This window comes from Mesorhizobium sp. M4B.F.Ca.ET.058.02.1.1 (assembly GCF_003952505.1).
Lineage (GTDB): Bacteria > Pseudomonadota > Alphaproteobacteria > Rhizobiales > Rhizobiaceae > Mesorhizobium.
This window is the reverse complement of the sequence record NZ_CP034450.1, coordinates 277,892-298,315: the sequence shown is the minus strand read 5'-3', so window position 1 is coordinate 298,315 and position 20,424 is coordinate 277,892. Positions and strand designations below refer to the sequence as shown.

Annotated in this window: 22 protein-coding genes; 13 read left to right on the top strand and 9 right to left on the bottom strand. The window is 63.6% G+C overall.

All coding sequences use genetic code 11. The features are described from left to right. Window positions 1–77: 77 nt before the first annotated feature. Together EJ073_RS01460 and bmt are read left to right on the top strand one after the other, a co-directional pair. The gene (locus tag EJ073_RS01460) at window positions 78–920 is read left to right on the top strand and encodes a helix-turn-helix transcriptional regulator (protein ID WP_126054109.1); all 843 of its coding nucleotides are present in this window, start codon (window positions 78–80) and stop codon (window positions 918–920) included. Window positions 921–1,098: 178 nt separating this feature from the next. Further along, window positions 1,099–2,115 carry a betaine--homocysteine S-methyltransferase gene (bmt, locus tag EJ073_RS01455; RefSeq protein ID WP_126054108.1) on the top strand — a complete coding sequence of 339 codons (1,017 nt, stop codon included), beginning with the start codon at window positions 1,099–1,101 and terminating at the stop codon, window positions 2,113–2,115. An 18-nt stretch (window positions 2,116–2,133) separates the two neighbouring features. Here the strand turns inward: bmt and EJ073_RS01450 are convergent, their stop codons facing one another. The 6 genes from EJ073_RS01450 to EJ073_RS01425 form a co-directional block, all read right to left on the bottom strand. After that, complete coding sequence (locus tag EJ073_RS01450; RefSeq protein WP_126054107.1) at window positions 2,134–2,421, bottom strand: hypothetical protein; 288 nt, start codon at window positions 2,419–2,421, stop codon at window positions 2,134–2,136. A 369-nt stretch (window positions 2,422–2,790) separates the two neighbouring features. Then, window positions 2,791–4,905 (bottom strand): VWA domain-containing protein, encoded by a 2,115-nt coding sequence (locus EJ073_RS01445; protein WP_126054106.1) that lies wholly within the window; start codon window positions 4,903–4,905, stop codon window positions 2,791–2,793. A 2-nt stretch (window positions 4,906–4,907) separates the two neighbouring features. Beyond that, entirely contained in the window at window positions 4,908–5,468 is a 561-nt protein-coding gene (locus EJ073_RS01440) for an RNA polymerase sigma factor (RefSeq protein WP_126054105.1), read from the bottom strand. Window positions 5,469–5,642: 174 nt separating this feature from the next. Then, on the bottom strand, window positions 5,643–6,374 hold the full coding sequence (locus EJ073_RS01435) for a dienelactone hydrolase family protein (RefSeq protein ID WP_126054104.1): 732 nt from the start codon (window positions 6,372–6,374) through the stop codon (window positions 5,643–5,645). Window positions 6,375–6,478: 104 nt separating this feature from the next. Next, a complete protein-coding gene (locus EJ073_RS01430) occupies window positions 6,479–7,168 on the bottom strand; it encodes a 4Fe-4S dicluster domain-containing protein (RefSeq protein WP_126054103.1) in 690 nt (229 codons plus the stop codon). A gap of 89 nt (window positions 7,169–7,257) precedes the next feature. Beyond that, window positions 7,258–8,832, bottom strand: coding sequence for a trimethylamine methyltransferase family protein (locus EJ073_RS01425; protein WP_126054102.1), 1,575 nt, complete (start codon window positions 8,830–8,832; stop codon window positions 7,258–7,260). Between the two features lie 274 nt (window positions 8,833–9,106). Between EJ073_RS01425 and EJ073_RS01420 the strand changes: the two genes are divergently transcribed. After that, window positions 9,107–9,805 carry a B12-binding domain-containing protein gene (locus tag EJ073_RS01420; protein WP_126054101.1) on the top strand — a complete coding sequence of 233 codons (699 nt, stop codon included), beginning with the start codon at window positions 9,107–9,109 and terminating at the stop codon, window positions 9,803–9,805. 84 nt (window positions 9,806–9,889) lie between these two features. Here EJ073_RS01420 and EJ073_RS01415 read toward each other — a convergent pair whose 3' ends face one another. After that, window positions 9,890–10,030: an entericidin A/B family lipoprotein gene (locus EJ073_RS01415; RefSeq protein ID WP_126054100.1), complete on the bottom strand. Its 141-nt coding sequence runs from the start codon at window positions 10,028–10,030 to the stop codon at window positions 9,890–9,892. Window positions 10,031–10,094: 64 nt separating this feature from the next. Here EJ073_RS01415 and EJ073_RS01410 point away from each other — a divergent pair, with 64 nt between their 5' ends. From EJ073_RS01410 to EJ073_RS01365, 10 genes are all read left to right on the top strand, one after another. Further along, the gene (locus EJ073_RS01410; protein WP_126054099.1) at window positions 10,095–10,724 is read left to right on the top strand and encodes a DUF1638 domain-containing protein; all 630 of its coding nucleotides are present in this window, start codon (window positions 10,095–10,097) and stop codon (window positions 10,722–10,724) included. Between the two features lie 25 nt (window positions 10,725–10,749). Continuing rightward, entirely contained in the window at window positions 10,750–11,328 is a 579-nt protein-coding gene (locus tag EJ073_RS01405; protein ID WP_126054098.1) for a DUF4893 domain-containing protein, read from the top strand. Between the two features lie 133 nt (window positions 11,329–11,461). After that, entirely contained in the window at window positions 11,462–12,244 is a 783-nt protein-coding gene (locus EJ073_RS01400) for a formyl transferase (protein WP_126054097.1), read from the top strand. Between the two features lie 136 nt (window positions 12,245–12,380). Then, the gene (locus EJ073_RS01395) at window positions 12,381–12,683 is read left to right on the top strand and encodes a virulence factor (RefSeq protein ID WP_126054096.1); all 303 of its coding nucleotides are present in this window, start codon (window positions 12,381–12,383) and stop codon (window positions 12,681–12,683) included. Then, complete coding sequence (locus tag EJ073_RS01390) at window positions 12,676–13,275, top strand: methylenetetrahydrofolate reductase C-terminal domain-containing protein (protein WP_126054095.1); 600 nt, start codon at window positions 12,676–12,678, stop codon at window positions 13,273–13,275. Before EJ073_RS01395 ends, EJ073_RS01390 begins: the two co-directional genes overlap by 8 nt. Next, window positions 13,272–14,363, top strand: coding sequence for a methylenetetrahydrofolate reductase (locus tag EJ073_RS01385; RefSeq protein ID WP_126054094.1), 1,092 nt, complete (start codon window positions 13,272–13,274; stop codon window positions 14,361–14,363). The genes EJ073_RS01390 and EJ073_RS01385 overlap by 4 nt, the downstream gene beginning before the upstream one ends. An 80-nt stretch (window positions 14,364–14,443) precedes the next feature. After that, entirely contained in the window at window positions 14,444–15,418 is a 975-nt protein-coding gene (locus EJ073_RS01380) for a methyltetrahydrofolate cobalamin methyltransferase (protein WP_126054093.1), read from the top strand. Further along, window positions 15,369–17,498 carry an ASKHA domain-containing protein gene (locus EJ073_RS01375; protein ID WP_126054092.1) on the top strand — a complete coding sequence of 710 codons (2,130 nt, stop codon included), beginning with the start codon at window positions 15,369–15,371 and terminating at the stop codon, window positions 17,496–17,498. The genes EJ073_RS01380 and EJ073_RS01375 overlap by 50 nt, the downstream gene beginning before the upstream one ends. A 185-nt stretch (window positions 17,499–17,683) precedes the next feature. Then, window positions 17,684–17,869 (top strand): hypothetical protein, encoded by a 186-nt coding sequence (locus EJ073_RS01370; RefSeq protein WP_126054091.1) that lies wholly within the window; start codon window positions 17,684–17,686, stop codon window positions 17,867–17,869. 237 nt (window positions 17,870–18,106) lie between these two features. After that, window positions 18,107–19,087, top strand: a complete 981-nt coding sequence (locus EJ073_RS01365; protein WP_126054090.1) for an alpha/beta hydrolase — start codon at window positions 18,107–18,109, stop codon at window positions 19,085–19,087. Here the strand turns inward: EJ073_RS01365 and EJ073_RS01360 are convergent. After that, on the bottom strand, window positions 19,006–19,356 hold the full coding sequence (locus tag EJ073_RS01360; RefSeq protein WP_126054089.1) for a hypothetical protein: 351 nt from the start codon (window positions 19,354–19,356) through the stop codon (window positions 19,006–19,008). The two genes, EJ073_RS01365 and EJ073_RS01360, sit on opposite strands and share 82 nt — an antisense overlap. Beyond that, on the bottom strand, window positions 19,356–20,255 hold the full coding sequence (locus tag EJ073_RS01355) for a LysR substrate-binding domain-containing protein (protein WP_126054088.1): 900 nt from the start codon (window positions 20,253–20,255) through the stop codon (window positions 19,356–19,358). The genes EJ073_RS01360 and EJ073_RS01355 overlap by 1 nt, the downstream gene beginning before the upstream one ends. Between the last annotated feature and the right edge of the window lie 169 nt (window positions 20,256–20,424).

Here is a 20,424-nt window from a genome sequence, read left to right as displayed (position 1 = left end):
GAGGATTCATTTACGCCTGAGCCACGTTCAATTCGGCTTCGGCGCAAATTTTTCCTCTCCAAAGCTGGAGCAGCATGATGGACAAGCGCGACCTGTCGACTCTCTTCCGAGAGCGCCTGAAATTGCTCTTGACACGCTCGGACCTGAACCAGTCGGCTTTCGCGACAGCGGTCGGCATAGACCGCTCGGCGCTGTCGCAACTGCTCTCCGGGACGTCGACCCGACTGCCCCGCGCGGAGACGCTGCTCAACATCGCCGCCGAGTTCAAAGTGTCACTCGACTGGCTGCTAGGCCTGAGCCATGACGAAGGCGTCACCGGCGAAATCCGCGAGAGCCTGGAGATCGAGGAGGCCCCCGACGGCTTCGACCGCACGCTGCTCGCCAAATGGCACTCCGAGGCGGCGGGAACGAAAATCCGCTACGTACCGGCCGGCATTCCCGACTTGCTGCGCACCGAGGCGCTGGTCGACTACGAGGCGAACATCACCAACAAGAGCCGCGAGGCGCAGGCGGGCGAGACGCAATACCGCATCGACTATACCAGGCGCCCGGAGACCGACATGGAGGTCTGCATGCCGCGCCACACGCTCGAGATCTTCGCGCGCGGGCTAGGCGTCTGGGACCGCTTTCCCGAGGCCGAGCGCCGCCAGCAGCTTCTACACATGGCGACACTGCTCGATGATCTCTATCCGACCTTCCGCCTGTACCTCTATGACGGGCGCATGCGCTACTCGATCCCCTACACCATCTTCGGGCCCTACCGAGCCGCCATCTATGTCGGCGACATGTATCTGGTGCTGAATGCCACGCAGCCGATCCGCACCTTGACCAGCCATTTCGACAATCTGATCCGCGCCGCCGACATCAATGCGCATGAGGCGGCGAGCTTCGCGCAAAGGCTGGCTGAGGTCCAATTTTGACGGCTGACCGCCGGCTTTGAGATTGACGTCATATAAAGAGTTCTTTATATCCTTATCTCGATAGCAGATTCCGCAAAAGTGCCCTCGCGGTTTTGCGAGCAGAACCTGAAGCAATAGAACAACAAGCAGGCGGAGCGAAGCGAAACCTGCTTGGAACTCCCGGAAGGCGTATGTCATCATGACCAACCCGATCGAGGCATTGCTTGCCGAAAAGGGCGTGCTGCTCGCCGATGGCGCCACCGGCACCAATCTGTTCGCCATGGGCCTGGAAGCCGGCGAAGCGCCGGAGTTGCTGAACGAGACCGCGCCCGACACCATCACCAGCCTGCACCAGAACTTCGTCGATGCTGGCGCCGACATCATCCTGACCAACTCCTTCGGCGGCACCCGCCACCGGCTGAAGCTGCATCATGCCCAGGATCGCGTACATGCGTTGAACAAGCGCGCCGCCGAAATCGCGCGCGCGGTCGCCGACAAGGCTAACCGCAAGGTGATCGTCGCAGGCTCTGTCGGACCGACCGGCGAATTGCTGGTGCCGCTCGGCGCCATGACCTATGACGAGGCGGTAGACGCCTTCGCCGAGCAGATCGAAGGCCTCAAGGCGGGCGGCGCCGAAGTCGCCTGGATCGAGACCATGTCGGCACCGGACGAAATCCGCGCCGCGGCCGAGGCCGCCATCCGCGTCGGCCTGCCCTACACCTATACCGGCTCTTTCGACACCGCCGGCCGCACCATGATGGGCTTGCTGCCGAAGGACATCCACGGTGTCGTCGACGGGCTGTCGCAAGATCCGCTCGGCGTCGGGGCCAATTGCGGCGTCGGCGCGTCCGACATCCTGGCCTCGCTGCTCGACATGACCGAAGCCAGGCCGGAGGCGACGGTGATCGTCAAGGGCAATTGCGGCATCCCGGAATTCCGCGGCACCGAGATCCATTATTCCGGCACGCCGGAACTGATGGCCGACTATGTCAGGCTCGCCGTTGATGCCGGCGCCAAGATCGTCGGCGGCTGCTGCGGCACCTCGTTCCAGCATCTTGCCGCCATGCGCAAGGCGCTCGACGCCCACACCAGATCGAGCCGCCCGACCATCGACACGATCGTCGAGCGCATCGGCCCGATGCGCAACAAGGTGGCGACGCCTAACACCGCCGAGACCAGCGAAGCTCGCCGCGAACGCCGTCGCGGGCGGGCCTGAACCAATCGGCCGTTTCGGCTATTCGCTGTTTTCGGCGTAGCGCGACAGTGCTGTCTTGATGTCGGTGGTGCTGCCGGCGTCGCTGCCCATCGTCACCAATGCGCCGGATGCGCCGGGATCGCTGATCTGCTCCAGCATGACGCGGAAGCGGTCGTTGTTGAGGGCCGACATCGCGGTGGTGCGGGCGGCATCGACATCGCTCTTGATGCGTCGGGATTCCGCCGATGGCGTCGGTGAAACGGTCGCTCCCGGCGCCTGCGCGTTCCTTGCCGCTGGCGTCGAATTCGCGATGAACCTGATCTGCAACTTTGGCCCCCCACAAGCCTGTCTATTAGCTCTTCGTAACAAGAGGGGATTGCGATCATCTTCCCGAAAAACCACGCAATTTAACGATCTGCCGAAATCGGGAGCCGGGTTTGGAATCTGTTTAGATTCAGGTCAGGCCGAGCCGGAGTCGAAGACGGGCGCGAAGCGAACAAACTGGGAGGTCTGAGAACCGCGCGTGAGCACCGCAAGCGCAGGACGACGACGTTTGCAGGCCGCCTTGCCTGAATCTCGACAGATCCTCAAAAAAAGGCCGGCAAGGTTTTCCTTGCCGGCCTGCCTCACCCGCCCGTAGGCCGGCTCCCCCGTATCAGAACGATCCCGTCTGAAAGGAGCCGGCCGTTATTGCCACTACCGGTTACCGCCCAGCGCCGAGGCAAGGCGCACAAGCGACAAGAATTCCGACCTGTAGCCAAACGGATCGGCTCCTCGGGCGGCGGTGGCAATCTCCATGATCTTGTCGTAACCGAACTTCGCGGTCGCATCCTCGTCGCGCAGCTTCTGGCCGAACGCGGCGACCGCGACCGAGAAGCGCTGATCGGTGCCGGCCTGGTCGAAGGACTGGACCTCGTTGGCCGATGTCACCGGCGTGGTGATCAGCTTCGAGGTGTCCTCGTTGGGCAGCTTGTAGCGGATCTTGACGAAGGCATATTCGTCGGCATTGGCGACGCCGCCATTGTTGACCGTCGCCTGGCCGTAGCGCAGCGGGTCAATCTGCTCGCCGCCGCTGCCCTTCGGTGTGATCTCGTAGATCGCGGTCACCGAATGGCCGGAACCGATATCGCCGGCATCGACGCGGTCGTTGTTGAAATCCTCGCGGTTGAGCGCGCGGGTCTCATAGCCGATCAGCCGGTATTCCGAGACCTTGTCCGGATTGAACTCGACCTGGATCTTGACGTCCTTGGCGATGGTGAACAGCGTCGAGGACGCGTCCTCGACCAGGACCTTCTCGGCCTCGGCGAGCGTATCGATATAGGCGGCGGTGCCGTTGCCGTTCTGCGCGATGGTCTGCATCATCTGGTCGTTCAGATTGCCCCGTCCGAAACCGAACACCGACAGGAAGACGCCGGTCTTGCGCTCCTGCTCGATCAACCGCTTCAGGTCGTCGTCATCTGTCTGGCCGACATTGAAGTCGCCGTCTGTGGCGAGCATCACACGGTTGACGCCATCCTTGACGAAGGATTGCTGGGCAAGCTTGTAAGCTTCCCGGATACCCGCCTCGCCCGCCGTCGAGCCGCCAGGCTGCAGATGATCGATGGCCGACAGGATCTTGTCCTTCTCGGCGACCTTGGTCGGCATCAGCACCGTGCCGGCGTCGCCCGCATAGGTGACAATCGAGACGGTGTCGTCGGGCTTGAGCTTGCTGACCAGCAGGCGGAAGGCCGACTGCAACAACGGCAGCTTGTCCTGCTCGTTCATCGAACCCGACACGTCGATCAGGAACACCAGGTTGGCCTTGGGCTGCTCGGTCGGCTTGACGTCGAAACCCTTGATGGCGACGTGCATCAGCTTGGTGTGCTCGTTCCACGGCGTCGGCATGACGCTGACGGTCGAGTTGAACGGCGTCGAGGCCGCTTCCGGTCCCTTCCAGTCATAGGGGAAGTAGTTGATCATCTCCTCGACGCGGACCGTGTCGGCCTGCGGCAGGTAGCCTTCCTTCAGCGAGCGCCGTACGAAGGAATAGGAGGCGGTGTCGACGTCGATCGAGAAGGTCGAGACCGGGTCCTCGAGCGCGGCATGCACCGGGTTGGTCTTGAAATCCTCGACGCGGTCGCGGTTTTCCTCCTGTGGCCGAAATTGGTCGGCAGGCAGCGTCGACGGCTGCGCCATCAGCTTGGATTCGGCGGCGGTGCCGGGCACGCGGCCGGCGCGCGCAGCGTCCGCGGGGGCCGCGGCGCCGCCGTCGAGCGAGAGCTGACCGCTGACGGTCGGCGCGGGCGCCGGCTCGGTGCGCTGGAGCGCATCCTGCCGGACCAGGCCGCCGGCTTTCTCCGCTTCGGACTTCGGCGGCTGTGCCGGCGCGACCAGCACCTCGTTCAAACCGCGGCTTTCGCTATCGGTGTCCTTCTTCTGCTTGTCGGCCTCCGTCGGAGGGACCGGCTTCAGCGTCGCCGGTCCGTTCGTCGATGGCTTGTCGGCCAGCGTCTCGGTGATCTTCTCGTCGCCGCCAATCTGCGGTGGCGCCTCCCTCAGCATCTGCAAGGTGGCGTATCCGGCGATCGGCAGGGCGACGAGCCCGGCAATGGCCGGCGTGGCGATCAGTTTCTTTTGCATGATCTCTCTCCAGAGCTTCTGTACCCGCTCTGTGAGACGAAGCCCGCCGGCCGATCCTTGGGCGGCGACGAAGATTTTTTCCTGCTCGTCGAAAGCCTGCATGGCGGCAGCGATCGCGCGCGCCTTCGCCTCGGCGTCGGGTGCCGGTGCCGTGATGTTGCGCAGCCTTTCGAGTTCGTTGTCGTCGACCATGGTCACACTTCCCCGGCTGAACGCATCAACGTCCTCAGCCGTTTCTTCGCTTCATGGATGTGCCAGGAAACCGTCGTCTCCGAGATCGCCATCGCCTCGGCGGCGTCCGCGTGGCTGAGCCCCTCGCCATAGACGAGCAGCACGGCATCGCGCTGCTTGTCCGGCAGCTTGCGCACGGCCGTCCATAGCGCCTCGGCCGGGTCCTCGAGTTCCGCCGCCGCCTCTCCCGCGATCAGCGCATAGGCGCCGTAGGCCTCGGTCTTCTGGGTGTCGCGGGCGCTCTTGCGCATCATGTCGCGCGCCGCGTTCAGCGTCATGGTGTAGAGCCACGTCGTGAACGCGCCCTTACCATGGTAGTCGCGGATCGCCCGGCCGAGCCGGACGCAGACTTCCTGGGCGATGTCTTCGGCGTCCGCCTTCCTGCCGCACCAGCGATAGGCGGCGCGATAGACGAAGCCATAGTGCCTTTCGAGCAATTTGCCGAAAGCACCCCTGTCTCCGCCCTTCGCCCGCCCGATCAATTCGACGTCGGAGGGTTCGCCCTCGTCCAGCATCATCGCCATCATTTGCTTATTGGACGAAGGCTAATGGCTAATCCTTGGGGTTATGGAAAGATTTTTTTGCCGCAGCGCTTTTCCCTTCTCCCCGTTCACGGGGAGAAGGTGCCCGAAGGGCGGATGAGGGGCGGGGCAAACTTTCGAAGCCGCGCACCGCCGCCAAAAAAGGGGAGCCAAACTTTACCCGAGGGTTTCGGCAAACAACGTGGTCAACCGCTTCCAGTGGCGCTCAGCACCGGCTTCATCATAGGCACTGTGATCCTGCACGCACCATCCATGCCCCATGCCGACATAGTTCTCGATCACATGGTCGACCTCGGCCACTCTCAGCGCTTCGGCCAGCCGCGCCGACTGTTCCGGCGGAAAGCTGCGGTCGACGCCGGCAACACCGACATAGACGCGCGCCTTGATCATTGCTGCCTTGCGGTGCGGGCTGTCCGCGGCATCGCTGGCTAGATTGCCACCATGGAAGCTGGCGGCGGCAACGATCCGGTGCGGATAGCTCGCCGCCGCGTTCAGCGCCCGCGCGCCACCCATGCAGTAGCCGACGACGCCAACCGGTCCGGTGATGCCCTCGGCGGCCAGCGCGTCGAGGAAGGCGCCGCCGTCGCGAATGGTCATGTCCTGCGTGGTGCCGCCGCTCAACGCCGACAGCGCGGCCTTGGTCTTTTCATCGGCAAAGGCGGTCTTGGGGTCGAACGGACCGTAGGGCACGCTGCGGTAGAAGAGATCGGGAACCAGCACGGCGTAGCCTTGCCCAGCAAGGCGCTCGGCCATCTGGTCGAGCGCCGTGCGCGGACCGAAAATATCCATGTAGAGGATGATTCCGGCCTTGGCCGGCGCGGCTGGACGAAACAGCCCGGCTTTCGCCGTACCATCCTGGGTCTTGATCTCGAGGTCCTGCTTCGTCATTGCGCGCTCCGCTTGCTGCCACGCGATAGATATCCGCGCCCGCCGTCAGGGCAAGCCACGACATCTCAATCGCGGTCAAGTTTCCGTGCGGCTCGGAACCATCGCTACAGGCCGGCGAACGACGCCATATGGAAGGCCTGAACATCGGCTGGATAGCGATAGTCGGCGCCAAAGGGACAGGCGTTGCGGTCGAGGCAGCCGCCGGTGCGGCAAGGCGCGCCATCAGCACCGCGCACATGCGCCAGACAGGCCTGGTGCGCGAAACCATCCGCCGCATAGGCGTCGACCGGGCAGGATTTCAGGCAAGGTTTTTCGACACATGCATCGCAAAGATGGAGAGTTGCGTCAGCTTCGGGAATCGAGATCGTCTCTTCGAACAGCAGCGCGCCGCGATAGGCGTGCCAGAGCCCGTAGCGCGGATGCATCAGAATGCCGAGCGGCGAAGGCCTTAATCCCTCCGCCCGCATCGCCCATTGCTGGAACGGGAGATACGGCCTGTCGGAGGGCGACACGGCGCGCGCGCCGAACTTTTCCGCAACCGAGCCGATCACTTCGCGCGCCCAGGTGTCGAGCGGATTGGCGATGGCCTGCGGTTGCCGCTCCTGCCAGCGCAGGAAATGCGGCCACGGCGCAGCACCCGCCTGCCCGACCAGCAGGATGGACCTGGCGGGCATGCCGGAGCGCCCGGCGGGTACTGTGTCTTGGCTCGTGAAACGGAAGCCGCCGCGCGGGATCAAGCCATCGACCGCGAGCACGGCCGAGACATCGTCGACCGTGCCGCGCGAAACAATCATCCCTTCTTGCCCGGCTCGGAGAATGCGCTCCGCCAGACTTCCTTGTGGATGATGTCGGCCACTTTAGCCCGGCCTGACTCGGGCTCCTTTCAAGTGAAGGCGTCGGCCATCGAGCCTTTCTTCCTGGCGATGAAGTCGGTCAGGGCCTCGTCGATCGCCGGATCGAGGTAAGGCGCCTCGTAGCTTTCCAGCCAGCGGCGGGCGAGCTCGTTAGCCCGCTGCGGCGCGGTCTTTTCGCCTTCCGCCAGCCACTGCTCGTAGGAATTGTTGTCGGCAATGTTGGAGCGGTAGAAGGCGGTCTGGAAATTGGCCTGGGTGTGGTCGCAGCCGAGATAGTGGCTGCCCGGACCGACTTGGCGGATGGCGTCCATCGCCTGGCCGTTTTCCGACAGGTCGACGCCCTCGGAGAATTTCTGCTGCATGCCGAGCTGGTCGATGTCCATCATGAACTTCTCGTAGCAGGACGCCAGCCCACCCTCGAGCCAGCCGGCCGAGTGCAGCACGAAATTCGCGCCGGCAAGAATGGTCGAGTTCAGCGTGTTGGCGCTCTCGTAAGCCGCCTGCGCGTCCGGGATCTTCGCGGCGCAGAGCGAACCGCCGGTGCGGAACGGCAGGCCGAGACGGCGGGCAAGCTGCGCGGCGCCATAGGAGACCAGCGATGGTTCCGGCGTGCCGAAGGTCGGCGCGCCCGACTGCATCGAGATCGACGAGGCGAAAGTGCCGAACAGCACCGGCGCGCCCGGCCGGATCAACTGCGTGAACGATGCGCCGGCCAGCACCTCGGCCAGCACCTGCGTCAGCGTGCCGGCGACCGTCACCGGGCTCATCGCGCCGGCAAGGATGAACGGCGTGACGATGCAGGCCTGGTTGTGGCGCGAATAGACCTTCAACGCGCCGAGCATCGTCTCGTCGAACACCATCGGCGAGTTGGCGTTGATAAGGCTGGTCAGCACCGTGTTGTTCTCGACGAAGTCGTCGCCGAACACAAGCTTGGCCATCGCCACCGTGTCCTCGGCGCGCTCCGGCGCGGTCACCGAGCCCATGAACGGTTTGTCGGAATATTTGATATGGCTGTAGACCATATCGAGATGGCGCTTGTTGACGGGAACGTCGACCGGCTCGCACACCGTGCCGCCCGAATGGTGGATCGACGGCGCCATATAGGCGAGCTTCACGAAATTCCGGAAATCCTCGATAGTCGCATAGCGGCGGTTGCCGTCGAGATCGCGCACGAAGGGCGGGCCATAGACCGGCGCGAACACCGTCGCTTTGCCGCCGATCTGCACCGAGCGTTCGGGGTTGCGCGCATGCTGGGTGTAGACGGACGGCGCTGTCTTGAGCAGCGAACGGCAGAGCCCTTTCGGGAAATGCACGCGCTCGCCCTTGACGTCGGCGCCGGCCTCTTTCCAGAGCTGCAGGGCTTCGGCGTCGTCGCGGAAGATGATGCCGATCTCTTCGAGCACCGTGTCGGTGTTCTTCTCGATCAGCGCCAACCCTTCCTCGTCCAGCACTTCATAGACGTTGATCTTGCGCTTGATGTAGGTGAGCTGGGTGCCCGGACCCCCGCCCGAGCGCGCTGCCCGTCGCGCCGCCGCGCCACTGCCAGCGCCGCGCCCGCGTCTGCCGCTCGACGGCTCCTGCTCGACTGCCGCGTTCTCGCTCATGATCGTTCTTCCCTGATTTTGTTCTGACCTGATGTGGATTGCGGCCGCGTGCGGCTGCTCTCGCCGGATCGTAGCCATGCACCCTATTCGAAACGGCCAGCCAGCGCCAACGCCTGTCGCAAAATCGACAAGAATTCCAATAGATTTGCGGTCGCTTTCCTTTTGCGGGAAGTCGCAAATCAGCTATGGATACGCGGCCCTCGCGGGTTAGGTATTGGCGCATCAATTTTAGGCTGCCGCAGACATTCCGAGCAGCAAGGAGCCCGAGAAAAAAATGTCCGACGACGAGATCATCCTTTCCGAGCTTTCCGACGACGAGCTCGTGCAGCAGATGCACGACGACCTTTATGATGGTCTGAAGGAAGAGATCGAGGAAGGCACGCATATCCTTCTCGAGCGCGGCTGGGCACCCTACAAGGTGCTGACCGAGGCGCTGGTCGAAGGCATGCGCATCGTCGGCGAGGATTTTCGCGACGGCATCCTGTTCGTGCCGGAAGTGCTGTTGTCGGCCAACGCCATGAAGGCCGGCATGGCCATCCTGCGCCCGCTGCTTGCCGCCACCGGCGCGCCCAAGCAGGGCAAGATGGTGATCGGCACCGTCAAGGGCGACATCCACGACATCGGCAAGAACCTCGTCGGCATGATGATGGAGGGCGCCGGCTTCGACGTCATTGACCTCGGCATCAACAATGCGGTCGAGAAGTATCTGGAGGCGATCGAGCAGCACCAGCCCGACATCATCGGCATGTCGGCGCTGCTGACCACCACCATGCCCTACATGAAGGTCGTCATCGACACGATGAAGGAAAAGGGCATCCGCGACGACTATGTCGTGCTGGTCGGCGGCGCGCCGCTCAACGAGGAGTTCGGCAAGGCTGTCGGCGCCGACGCCTACTGCCGCGACGCGGCGGTCGCGGTCGAGACCGCCAAGGACTTCATGAAGCGCAAGCACAATGTGCGGGCTTCGGCCTGAGCCCAGCCGCTTGGCAACGACCAATGAAAAAAGCCGCGCCTTGCAGCGCGGCTTTTTTGTTCCCAGATTCTGGAAGACCGTGGATTAGGGATTCTTGACCGTGTCCTCGACGGCATTGGCGGTCGATTTGACGTCCTTGCCGACCCCGCGGATCGTATTGGCGCAGGCCGAAAGGGCGAGCGCGCAGGCAAGAATGGCGACGGGGCCAAGGCGCGACAGTTTCATGGACGGTGTCTCCCTCGTTCTGTAGATTCGAAGATAACGCAACCAAGTCGGTTTGGCTGGTTCTATGAGTGCCGTGCGAAAAGCGCAACCCGATCAAGGCGAAAGGCTGCTCGTCATCGCCTGCGGGATGATTGCGCGCGAAGTTCTGGCCGTCAAGCAGCAGCTCGGGCTCGATCATCTCGACCTGACCTGCCTGCCGGCGGAGTTCCATTTCTATCCCGACCGCATCCCGCCGGCCATGGACAACGCGATCGAAAAGGCCAAGGCCGAGGGCTACCGGCACATCTTCGTCGGCTATGCCGACTGCGGCACCGGCGGCATGCTCGATCGCATCTGCGAGAAGCACGGCGTCGAGCGCATGGCCGGCCCGCACTGCTTCGCCTTCTACCAGGGCATGGACGCCTACGCGAAGGTCGCCGACGACGACATGATGTCGTTCTACATGACCGATTTCCTCTGCCGCCAGTTCGATGCCTTCTTCATGAAGCCGCTGGGCCTCGACAAGCATCCGGAGCTGATCAAGGACTATTTCGGCAATTACAAGAAGCTGGTCTATATCGCCCAGACCGACGACCCGGAACTCGACAAGGTCGCCGAGAAGGCGGCAGCTCTGCTGGGACTTGCCTATGAACGCCGCCCGACCGGCTATGGCGATCTGACGACGGAACTGGCCGAAGCCGCCGCTTTCGGCTGACCTGCTAGTCAAGAGGGGGAATTCGATGCGTTTCCGGGCTTTGCTTCTGTCTGTGAGTCTGGGTGTCTGCCTGATCGTGCCGGCTCACGCCGATGGGGAGGTGCAGAAGCTGATCACCGCCGCCGACAAGGCGCGGCTCGGCAAATATGGCGAGACGCGCAAGGCGGCCCTCGAAGAGGCGAAGGCCGGCGATCCGGCCGAGGTCAAGCAGTTGGATAGCCTGCTCGCCAAGCCGCTGGTCGCTTTCTCAGACAAGGACCTAACCGGCAACTGGAAGTGCCGCACCATCAAGGCCGGCGGCTTGAGCCCGCTCGTCATCTACGGCTGGTTCAAATGCAAGGTGAGCGATGACGGCTCCGGCTGGAGGCTGGAAAAGGTAAGCGGCTCGCAGCGCACCAAGGGCCGCTTCTTCGACGACAGCGAAAAACGCGCCATCTATCTCGGCTCCTTCACCGTCAACGAAGATCCGGCCAAGCCCTATGGCAGCGGCCCGCAAAGCGACCAGGTCGGCTATGCCTTCCGCAACAGCGCCAGCGAATGGCGCATTGAATTCCCGGCGCCCTACTACGAATCGAAGCTCGACATCATGGAATTCAAGCGCTGATTCCTTCCGCCGATCGGGCCGTCACCAAGGATTAACCCGGCCAGCCTAGCATGCCGCGCGTTTGCGCAGGCCGCTCCCATCCGGGCGCGCCGGGCGCTCCGACACCAGGTGTTCCCTAGGGGCGGCACGAACCATGGCAGCGCCAATGGCAGATCCACGACCGATCGTCGTCGTCACCGAGGGCGGTCCGCACATCTGGGCGATCGTCAACGCCATCGCCGACCGGCTGGGTCCTGTCAGCGTCATCGTCGAAACACCTGAATCCAAAAAGCAATTGCTTCTCGGCCGGGCTCGGCGTCAAGGCTGGATCTCGGCCATCGGGCAACTCGGCACTATGGTGCTGACGCGGCTCGGCAAACGCTTGTTTTCCGGCCATGCGGCACGATTGATCGCCGAGCAGAAACTGGAGACCGAACCCCGGCCCGGCCAGACCAGAATCGACGTCCCCTCGGCCAACGCGCCAGAGTCCCTTCAGGCGATCGCGGACATCAAGCCAGGCGTAGTGCTACTTGCCGGCTGCCGGCTGTTGTCGAGGCAGACGCTGGCGAAGATGCCATGCCCGGTGCTCAACTATCATGCCGGCATCTCACCCAAATATCGGGGCATGAACGGCGGCTACTGGGCGCTGGCCTCGGGCGACACGGGCAATTTCGGCACCACCGTGCATCTGGTCGATGCCGGCGTCGACACCGGCGGCGTGCTGAGGCAGGCCCGCGGCAAGCCTGAACCGGGCGACACCATCTCAAGCTACGCGCTGCGGCAGGCGGCGTTCTCGCGCGACATCTGCGTCGCAGCGGTCGGTGACGCCCTGGCGGACAAGCTCGCCACATTCGATCCCGGCCTGCCCTCGAAACAGTGGTACCATCCGACGATCTGGTACTACCTTTGGACCGGCTTGACGAAGCGCATCTGGTAGCCGGCCGGCCACTCTATTTCACCTTTCTTTTTGCGACCTCCAATAGCGTCGCTTTTGAATGCGCGCGCGTCGTCCCATAACAAGCGGCCCCAATGCGCATGCGGCAATGCTCGCAGCTTCGAGGAGTGAGAAATTTATGGCCGATCTGATCGTCGTCTACTGGCGCGACATCCCCGCCCAGGTCATCGTCAGGAAGGGCCGGCAGAACGCCAAGCGCGAACTGCCGCTGCGCTTCACCGAGGCGATCGACATGTGCGCCATGCGCACTGGCGCCGGCGGTACGGACGACTATCTGGCCGAATGGCGCAAGGCCGACCCGGTTCCGGTCGGCGACGACATCGAAGCCGAGGTCGAAAAGGCCTTCCAAGAGCTCGACACGAAATACGACCGCGAGCGGCTGGTCGCTCTGGTCAAGGCGGGCGGAAAAGAAAATGTCTGATAAGCAACCGACCGTTACCCAGGCCACCCTGGTCAAGAAGGCAGCGCCGAAATCCGACTACAAGCCGGCCGACGTATCGCCGCAGCGGCGCGTCCAGCGCTCCTTCGCGGTGAGATTATGGTCGATCCGGCACTCGCGATTGCTCGAATGGTTCTACAGCCGCTTCGCCGACGTCTTCCTGCTGCTGCATCCCTTGTGGAAGGGCATCGGCTATGGCCGCGTCGAGGCCCCGGTCAAATTCGTCGAGAAGCGCGTCAAGGGCTTCATGTTCGACTGCCGCATGTGCGGCCAGTGCGTCTTGTCCTCGACCGGCATGTCCTGCCCGATGAACTGCCCGAAGCAGTTGCGCAACGGCCCATGCGGCGGCGTGCGCGCCAACGGCAATTGCGAGGTCGAGCCCGACATGCCTTGCGTCTGGGTCAAGGCCTGGGAAGGTTCGCGTAACATGGTGCATGGCGACAAGATCCTCGACGTGCAGAAGCCGGTCGACCAGTCGCTGCGCGAAACCTCCGCCTGGCTGCGTGTCACCGCGCAAGCGGCCGCAACCCGCGAGGCTGCCCAGAATACGCCTAAAACCGGAGCCTCCGCATGACCATCCGCCAGCGCGACGAGAACCCGGCCGGCATCCACCTGCCGCTCGATCCCCTGCCCGGCCATACTTCGCGCGGCCGGCTGGAGCGCGTGCTAAGGCGCGGCGAGTTCGCGGTCACCACCGAGCTCAACCCGCCCGACAGCGCCGATCCGGAGGACGTCTATAACCGCGCCAGGATTTTCGACGGCTGGGTCGACGCCATCAATGCCGTCGATGCCTCCGGCGCCAATTGCCACATGTCCTCGGTCGGCATCTGCGCGCTGCTGACCCGCATGGGCTACGCCCCGATCATGCAGATCGCCTGCCGCGACAAGAACCGCATCGCCATCCAGGGCGACGTGCTGGGCGGCGCCGCGATGGGCGTCGCCAACATGCTCTGCCTTACCGGCGACGGTGTGCAGGCCGGCGACCAGCCCGGCGCAAAGCCGGTGTTCGACCTCGATTCGATGTCGCTGCTCGAGACCTGCCGCATCATGCGCGACAACGGCAAGTTCCTGTCCGGCCGCAAGCTGACGACGCCGCCGCAGATCTTTCTAGGCGCCGCCGTCAATCCCTTCGCCCCGCCCTTCGATTTCCGCCCGATCCATCTCGGCAAGAAGATCGCCGCCGGCGCCCAGTTCGTGCAGACGCAGTACTGCTTCGACGTGCCGATGTTCAAAACCTTCATGCAAAAGGCGCGCGATCTCGGCCACACCGAAAAGGTCTTCATCCTGTGCGGCGTCGGGCCGCTGGCCTCGGCCAAGACGGCCAAGTGGATCCGTTCCAACGTGCCGGGCATCCATATCCCCGACGCGATCATCAAGCGGCTGGAAGGAGCGCAGGACCAGAAGAAGGAAGGCAAGCAGCTCTGCATCGACATCATCAACGAGGTGAAGGAAATTCCGGGCGTCGCCGGCGTCCATGTGATGGCCTACCGGCAAGAGGAATATGTCGCCGAGATCGTCGATGAATCGGGCGTGCTGAAGGGCCGCCAGCCCTGGAAGCGCGAAATCCGCCGCGACGACCAGCTGGTCGCAGAGCGGCTCGATCACATTCTGCATGACGAGATTACCGAAACCCAGGTGGACATGGTGAAGACCGCGCATTGAGAGCCCGGGCGATCACCATTCGCTTGAACGAAATCAGATAACGATATAAAGAACTCTTTATATCACGACGGAGAGATTGCATGACCCGCACCATCGTCGCGTCGGCGACCAGAGAAATCATCATCGGCTTCGACCAGCCCTTCTGCGTGATCGGCGAGCGCATCAACCCGACGGGCCGCAAGAAGCTCGCCGCCGAAATGGTGGCCGGCAACTTCGAGACCGTCATCAAGGACGCGCTGGAGCAGGCCGCCTGCGGCGCCACCATGCTCGACGTCAATGCCGGCGTCACCGCCGTCGACCCCAATGCCACCGAGCCGGCGCTGCTGGTGCAGACGCTGGAGATCGTGCAGGGCCTGGTCGACCTGCCGCTGTCGATCGACAGTTCGGTCACCGCTGCCATCGAGGCGGCGCTGAAGGTTGCCAAGGGCCGCCCGCTGGTCAACTCGGTCACCGGCGAGGAAGAGAAGCTCGAAGCGATCCTGCCGCTGGTCAAGAAGTACAACGTCCCGGTCGTCGCCATCTCCAACGACGAGACCGGCATCTCGATGGATCCTGACGTGCGTTTCGCCGTCGCCAAGAAGATCGTCGAGCGCTGCGCCGATTTCGGCATTCCCGCCCATGACGTTGTCGTCGACCCGCTGGTGATGCCGATCGGCGCGCTGGGCGATGCCGGCCGCCAGGTGTTCGCGCTGCTGCGCCGCCTGCGCGAGGAGCTCAAGGTCAACACCACGTGCGGCCTCTCCAACATCTCCTTCGGCCTGCCGCACCGCCACGGCATCAACGCCGCCTTCATCCCGATGGTGATCGGCGCCGGCATGACCTCGGCGATCATGAACCCGGTGCGCCCGCAGGAAATGGAAGCGGTGCGCGGCGCCAATGTGCTGAACGGCACCGACGAGAACTGCACCAACTGGATCCGCACCTACAAGGACTACAAGCCGGCCGAAGGCGGCCATGCGGTTGCCGCTCCGGTGGCGGTCAACGCTCCCGGCGAAGGCGCCGGCAATGGCGGCCGTCGCCGCGGCGGCCGCGAAGCCCGGATGGCCAGGGGATAAGCGCGCAATCGTGAACTCGCCTGCCAACATCACCGATCCGCTCGTGCTGTTCATGCCGTCCGGCAAGCGCGGGCGGTTTCCGGTCGGCACGCCGGTGCTCGACGCGGCGCGTCAACTCGGCGTCTATGTCGAAAGCGTCTGTGGCGGACGCGCCACTTGCGGGCGCTGCCAGATCGAGGTGCAGGAAGGCAATTTCGCCAAGCACAAGATCGTCTCTTCCAACGACCACATTTCGCCCAAGGGCGCCAAGGAGGAGCGCTACGAGCGCGTGCGCGGCCTTCCCGAGCGGCGGCGCCTCTCCTGCTCGGCGCAGATCCTCGGCGACCTCGTCATCGACGTGCCGCAGGACACGGTCATCAACGCCCAAACCATCCGCAAGGATGCCGACACCAGGGTGATCGCCCGCGATACGGCAGTGCGCATGTGCTATGTCGAGATCGAAGAGCCCGACATGCACAAGCCGCTCGGCGATCTCGACCGCCTGAAGATCGCGCTGATGAAGGACTGGGGCTTCAAGAGCCTCGAGTTCGACTTCTACCTGATGCCGCAGGTGCAGGGCATCCTGCGCAAGGGCAACTGGACCGCCACCGCCGCCATCTACAAGGATGCCGACAGTGATATCGCGCGCGTCATCGCGCTGTGGCCAGGCCTCAAGAACGAGGCTTACGGACTCGCCTGCGATATCGGCTCGACCACCATCGCCATGCATCTGGTGTCGCTGCTGTCCGGCCGTGTCGCGGCCTCTTCCGGCACATCGAACCCGCAGATCCGCTTCGGCGAGGATCTGATGAGCCGTGTCTCCTATGTGATGATGAATCCGGACGGCCGCGAAGGCATGACGGTCGCGGTGCGCGAGGCGATTTCCAGCCTGGTCGACAAGGTTTGCGCCGAAGGCAATGTGCAGCGCAACGACATCCTGGACTCCGTCTTCGTCGGCAATCCGATCATGCACCATCTGTTCCTCGGCATCGATCCGACCGAGCTCGGCGGCGCGCCCTTCGCGCTCGCGGTCTCGGGCGCGGTGCGCATCAAGACCTCCGATATTGGCCTGAAGCTCAATCAGGGCGCCCGCCTCTACATGCTGCCTTGCATTGCCGGCCATGTCGGCGCCGACGCGGCGGCGGTGACGCTGTCGGAAGGCCCACACCGCCAGGACGAGATGATGCTGATCGTCGACGTCGGCACCAATGCCGAGATCGTGCTCGGCAACCGCACCAGGGTCGTGGCGGCCTCTTCGCCCACCGGCCCGGCCTTCGAGGGCGCGGAGATTTCCGGCGGCCAGCGGGCAGCACCGGGCGCCATCGAGCGCGTGCGCATCGATGCCGAGACGCTGGAGCCGAAATACCGCGTCATCGGCTCGGAACTATGGTCCGATCAGCCGGGCTTCGCCGAAAGCGTGCAATCGACCGGCGTCACGGGCATCTGCGGCTCCGGCATCATCGAGGTGGTGGCGGAGATGTATCTCGCCGGCATCATCTCGGAAGATGGCGTCGTCGACGGGTCGCTCTCCGCGCGCTCGCCGCGCATCATCGCCAACGGCCGCACCTTCTCCTATGTCCTGAAGGATGGCGAGCCCCGAATCACCATCACCCAGAACGACGTACGCGCCATCCAGCTCGCTAAGGCGGCGCTCTACGCCGGCACTAAGCTGCTGATGGAAAAGCAGCACACCGAGCATGTCGACCGCATCCATTTCGCCGGCGCTTTCGGCTCCTTCATCGATCCCAAATACGCCATGGTGCTCGGCCTGATCCCCGACTGCGACCTCGACAAGGTCTCGGCCGTCGGTAACGCGGCCGGCGCCGGCGCCCGCATGGCGCTGCTCAATCGCGGCTACCGCCGCGAGATCGAGGAGACGGTAAGCCGGATCGAGAAGATCGAGACCGCGCTGGAGCCGAAATTCCAGGAGCACTTCGTCTACGCCATGGCCCTGCCGAACAAGATCGACCCGTTCCCGAAGCTGTCGGCGGCGGTCAAACTGCCGCCCAGGAAGACAGTCAGCGAGGACGGCATAGCCGGCGACGCGGCGCCACGCCGCCGTTCGCGCGAGGGTCATGCGGCAAGGCGCGGCCGAGGCTAGCGGCCTCTCGCCGATCTTCAGACTTTTCCATTTTCATTTGCATGCAAATGTTTCCGGATCGCCCGATCCGGAAACCGAAATGCTGTTTTCGTGAAATCCGCTGGAAACGCGCAAGGCGCATTTAGGCACCCATCGAACGGCAGGCCGGAAATGTCTTCCCGCCGCCGCTTCCGGAGGAAAACACCATGTCGATGTTCGAAAGCCTCGGCCGCTATGGGGTGGCCATCAAGCATGCGCACAACAGGAGCAAGTCTATCCGGGCGCTGAACAGCCTGCCCCTCGACATCCAGAAGGACATTGGCTGGCCGGCGTCACCGCCGAATGATCCGCAGGCCGTGCTCGCGCAGCTGCTTCTGGGATCGGCGCGCTGATGACCTTCGCCGACAAATACAAGCTGCTGGCCAAGCGCCGGGGTCGTGGCACGGCTCCGGCTGCCGGTGACAACAAGTTGCGCGTGGCGTTGCTGCCGCGGCCCTGAACCTGGCAGTCGCCGGATCACACAAGCGTGTTGTGTCGAGCGCAAATCTTGACATTTGCGGGCAAGGTACGATCTTCCGAACAGAGGGGAAATTCTCTTAGTCGGCTCCGGCCGAAGTCCGTGTGTCGGCATGCCCAGTTTCAAAAGCCACGTCGTTTCCTTTGTCCTCAGGCATAGCCGCAAGAAGGCTTTTTCCAGTCCGGAAAACCTGCAGCGCTGGATTTCTTACGCCCGCAAGACCGAGGACCATCATCCGCCGGCATCGCTGCGTCATCGCCTCGACATTGCCGAGCGCCGCGTCAACGGATTTCCCGTCTACGAGATCGCGCCGAGGGCCGGCGAGCGAAAGCGGATCCTCTATCTGCATGGCGGCGCCTATGTCTTCCAGATCACCTCCTATCATTGGGGGCTGATCGTCGAGATGGCCGAGCGGCTGGGCTATGGTATCACGGTGCCGATCTATCCGATCGCGCCCGAGCACGATTTCCATGACATGTTCGGCATGGTCGGCGAGGTCTACCGGCAGATGCTCGGCGAGACCGGCGCCGAAAACATCGCCTTTATGGGCGATTCCGCCGGCGGCAACATGGCCGTGGTACTGACCATGATGGCGGCCGAGGACGGCCTGCCGCTGCCGGCACGCCACGTCCTGATTTCGCCCGGGCTCGACATGTCGCTCTCCAACCCCGAAGTGTTCGAGGCCGAGCGTAACGATCCGTGGCTTGGCATCGCCGGCGGGCTGGAGGCGATCCGGCTCTACAGCGCCGGCATCGATCGCGCCGACTGGCACATCAGCCCGCTCTATGGCGACCTTTCGGTACTGCCGAAGACGCTTCTTCTGACCGGCTCGCACGACCTGCTCAGCCCCGACAACCTGATCTTCGCCGAGAAAGCGCGCGCCGCCGGTGTCGAGGTGGAGGTCGTCTACGAAGAAGGCATGTTCCACGTCTGGCCGCTGATCGAGATGCCGGAGACGCGGCGCGCGCGCAACAGCATCGTCGCTTTTCTCAGCAGTGATAAAACCACTCGTCAAGCAGAGAGCGAGGCGATCACTTGGTCCGTCAGGGCTTCATCAAGTGGGCCATTCAAGACCGGATTGGCCAACACATAGATCGCTTCCAGTATGTCTTCATGTCGATCTGGCTGGTAGTCGATATCTTCCCTGCATTCGATCAGGTCCGCCCACGCCTCCACGTCCGCAGCAGTGAGTTCTCCTGACTGGAACCGTCGGAGCACGCTCAAAATATGGTCAGTGGTCAGGACAACCATCGGCGTCTCGGACCAACCCAAGTCACTCATCGTTGCAGCCAGAACATCAATCGGCTTTCCGCACGTGACAAGATCGCTGAGCACCGAAACGCGACTGACAGCAAGGCTCATCAGAACTTTCCGGTTTCCCGGAACAGCTCGAAAGTCGCGCGGATGTGGTCGGCAACCGCCTTCACCGGCGCGCTGGCGTCGGGCGCCACCACCATGGCGAGATTGTAGGTGCCAATGTCGGGCATGCCGTCCTTCGGCCCGAGCTCGACCATCTCGTTGCCGAGGAAGGATTTGGGCAGCGGCGCGACCGCGAGATCGGCCATGATCGCGGCGCGCTGGCCGGCCGTGTGCGCGCTCATATAAGCGACGCGATAGTTGCGGCCCTCGCGTCCCAGCGCCTCGAGCGCCCCTGCCCGCCAGATGCAGCCCTCTTCCCACAGCGACACCGGCAGCGGTTCGCGCAGATGCGCGCAGCCGCCCTTGGCGCCGGCCCAAACGATCGGTTCGGTCAACAGCACCTCGGCACCCAGCGCGCTGGTCTTGTAGGAATTGGTCAGCAGCGTGATGTCGAGCGCCCGGTCGTCCATGCGCCGGCGCAGATTGATGCTCTGGTCGATGGTGACATCGACCGCGATCGAGGGATGCGACTGCGCGAAACGCTTCAAGACATGTGGCAGCACGCGCTCGCCATAGTCGTCCGGCGAGCCCAGCCGCACCACGCCGACAATGTCGGGAATGATGAACTTCGACACCACCTCGCGGTTGATCGACAACAGCCGGCGGGCATAGCCGAGCAGCATCTCGCCGTCCGTCGTCAGCGTCACCGAGCGCGCGTCGCGCGCGAAGACGGAGCGGCCGAGAATGTCCTCCAGCTTCTTGATCTGCATGGAGACGGCCGAAGGCGTGCGGAAGACGGCCGTAGCGGCGGTGGTGAAGCTGCCGGTCTCGGCGATCGCAACGAAGGTGCGCAGGACATCGAGATCGAGCAGCGGCAGCGGGTGATTGAGTGGGGCGTTCATCGGGATCAGCCTTCAATTTTTCTGATGTGAACGATCATTCCATTTCGTTTGATTGAACTCCAGTTTGGGAGGATAGTCAACTCCATCGAAGCAGGCTGTTGCCAAAAGCAGCCGTGAAACGACCGCGGCACAGACCTGCAAGACATGAAATGAAGCTGAAACAGACCTG